The following is a 2,812-nucleotide window of genomic DNA, read 5'->3' as shown; positions in this document are numbered from 1 at the left end:
GCACTTTCGCGCTATCGCGACCCGCTACGACAAACTCGCCAGAAACTTTCTCGCCGGCATCCACTTGGCCTCAGCTTTCATCTTGCTCAACTGAGGACAGGCTCTAGCGCGCACGTCGCACGTTGCCGACACGGGTCGCACTGGTACGAGCCTTGCAGCGTCCCCGCTGCGTTAATTTCGACTTTAGCGTTTCAAACCATTGTCGCCCGAAACGCTTAAAGCGGGAACACCAAAAGCGACCCCTGAGGCTTCAATATGACGGAACAAAGATTTTTTCTCGCACCGCAACAGAGCGAAATGCTGGATTTTGACTGATTTGCGTTGCCGCACCGCGCGATGACGCCCTCCAAACGACGCGATATTGTACCTCAGATGAGCAACGTTAGTACCGACACCCAGGCCACCCCGAAATTCAACGCCGAAGCCTTCGCCATGAACATCGCGCGGGCGATGGAGAGCAGCGGCCAGGCGCTGGCAGCCTATCTCAAGCCGCGCCAGACCGGAGAAGTCCGCGACAAGCCGCCGAATGAGCTCGGTGAGGTCATCAAGACCTTCAGCGTGATCGCCGAATACTGGCTGTCCGACAAGGAGCGCGCCTCGTCGCTGCAGATGCAGCTCGGCAAGGACTATCTCGATCTCTGGGGCTCGGCGGTGCGCCGCATGGCCGGCGAGGCCGATGCCAAGCCGGCGATCGCCCCGGCCCCGCGCGACAAGCGCTTCCAAGATCCGGAATGGAAGTCGAACCAGTTCTTCGACTTCATCCTGCAGCTCTATTTGCTGACCTCGAAATGGGCGCAGCAGCTGGTCCATGACGCCGACGGGATCGATCCTCACACGCGCAAGAAGGCCGAATTCTACGTCCAGCAGATCACCAACGCGCTGGCGCCGTCGAATTTCGTGCTGACCAATCCGGAGGTGCTGCGCGCCACCGTCGAGACCAATGGCGACAATCTGGTGCGCGGCATGAAGATGCTGGCCGAGGATATCGAGGCCGGCCACGGCACGCTGCGGATCCGCCAGTCCGACTCGAGCAATCTCGAGGTCGGCGTCAACATGGCGACGACGCCGGGCAAGGTGATCTTCCAGAACGAGCTGATGCAGCTGATCCAGTATTCGCCGGCGACCGAGAACGTGCTGCGCACGCCGCTGCTGATCGTGCCGCCCTGGATCAACAAGTTCTACATCCTCGATCTGCGCCCCGAGAAATCCTACATCAAATGGTGCGTCGACCAGGGCATCACGGTGTTCGTGATCTCCTGGGTCAATCCGGACAAGGAGCTCGGCAAGAAGACCTGGGCCGACTACATGACCGAAGGCCCGCTGACGGCGATGGACGTCATCGAGAAGGTCACCGGCGAGATGAAGGTGCATACCGCCGGCTATTGCGTCGGCGGCACCCTGCTCGCCTCGACGCTCGCCTATCTCGCCGAGAAGCGCCGCCAGCGCGTGACGTCGGCGACGTTCTTTGCCGCGCAGGTCGACTTCACCCATGCCGGCGATCTCCTGGTGTTCGTCGACGAGGACCAGATCTCGGCGCTCGAACGCGACATGCAGGAATCCGGCGTGCTCGAGGGCAGCAAGATGGCGATGGCCTTCAACATGCTGCGCTCGAACGACCTGATCTGGTCGTATGTCGTGAACAATTATCTGAAAGGCCAGACGCCGTCCTCGTTCGACCTGCTGCACTGGAATTCGGATGCGACGCGGATGCCGTCGTCGAACCACTCCTACTACCTGCGCAACTGCTATCTGGAGAACCGGCTGTCGACCGGCACCATGGTGCTGGACAACACGCTGCTCGATCTGTCGAAGGTGAAGGTGCCGGTCTACAACCTCGCCGCCCGCGAGGATCACATCGCGCCGGCGGAATCGGTGCTCTACGGTTCGCAGTTCTTCGGCGGCCCGGTGAGATATGTGCTGTCCGGCTCCGGCCATATCGCCGGTGTGGTCAATCCGCCCGCGTCGAACAAGTACCAGTACTGGACCAACGACAACATCAAGGACATGAAGCTCGCCGACTGGCTGAAGGGAGCCGAGGAGCACAAGGGCTCGTGGTGGCCCGACTGGCGCGGCTGGCTGGAAAGCCATGATCCGGAGACGGTCCCGGCGCGCATGGTCGGCTCCAACGGCACGCAGGTGCTCGAGGACGCCCCGGGCAGCTATGTCCGCGTCCGCGCGTAGCGCCAAGTCTCCCGCTCAGCTATAAACAGACGGTCCCGACGGTCGGGAATCGAATTCACGTGAGGGGGAGACGATGACGCGCGAACTGTTCTGGCTGTCACTGACGGTGATCCTGACCGGGCTGTTGTGGATCCCCTACATCATCAACCGCTGCCAGGTGCGCGGCCTCTCCGCCGCCATGGGCAACCCCTCGCGCAACGACAAGCCGCACGCGGAATGGGCCAACCGGCTGATGTTCGCCCATGACAACGCGGTCGAGAACCTCGTGATCTTCGCGCCGCTGGTCCTGATCCTCAACGCGGCCGACTATTCCACCAAATGGACCGTGCTCGCCTGCGCCGTCTATTTCTGGGCCCGCCTCGCCCACCTGATCGTGTACACGCTCGGCCTGCCGGTGTTCCGCACCCTGGCCTTTACGGTCGGCTTCCTCGCCCAGGCGGTGCTGGCGCTCGCGATCTTCAAAGTCGTCTGAGCTCCGACTTCCCGCCGGTTGCGGCGACAGCCGCGCCGGCGCGGCATCAACTAGTGGCTCGTCACAGTGATTTTGACGGTTTGATACCGAGCCAGCTTAGGATCGGCAAGTTCTCTGGCGGCACGAGGATTTCGATGCTTCTGGGGATATCGGCTCGAC

2 protein-coding genes and 1 pseudogene are annotated in these 2,812 nt (G+C 62.0%); all 3 read left to right on the top strand.

The window, feature by feature from the left end:
* Positions 1-94 (top strand): annotated as a pseudogene (locus ACZBJS_RS42205) (IS5/IS1182 family transposase); the annotation flags it as partial.
* Positions 95-372: 278 nt separating this feature from the next.
* Positions 373-2,181, top strand: a complete 1,809-nt coding sequence (locus tag ACZBJS_RS42200; protein ID WP_229189456.1) for a PHA/PHB synthase family protein — start codon at positions 373-375, stop codon at positions 2,179-2,181.
* A 73-nt stretch (positions 2,182-2,254) separates the two neighbouring features.
* Entirely contained in the window at positions 2,255-2,653 is a 399-nt protein-coding gene (locus ACZBJS_RS42195) for an MAPEG family protein (RefSeq protein ID WP_316397214.1), read from the top strand.
* Positions 2,654-2,812: the final 159 nt, after the last annotated feature.

It is taken from the genome of Bradyrhizobium sp. KZN70725 (genome assembly GCF_055264925.1).
This window is presented reverse-complemented; position numbering and strand designations above follow the sequence as displayed.

What these genes read in the sequence shown, in the direction of transcription:
- ACZBJS_RS42200 (WP_229189456.1), top strand. Translation starts at nt 373, where the DNA reads ATGAGCAACGTTAGTACCGACACCCAGGCCACCCCGAAATTCAACGCC.
- ACZBJS_RS42195 (WP_316397214.1), top strand. Translation starts at nt 2,255, where the DNA reads ATGACGCGCGAACTGTTCTGGCTGTCACTGACGGTGATCCTGACCGGG.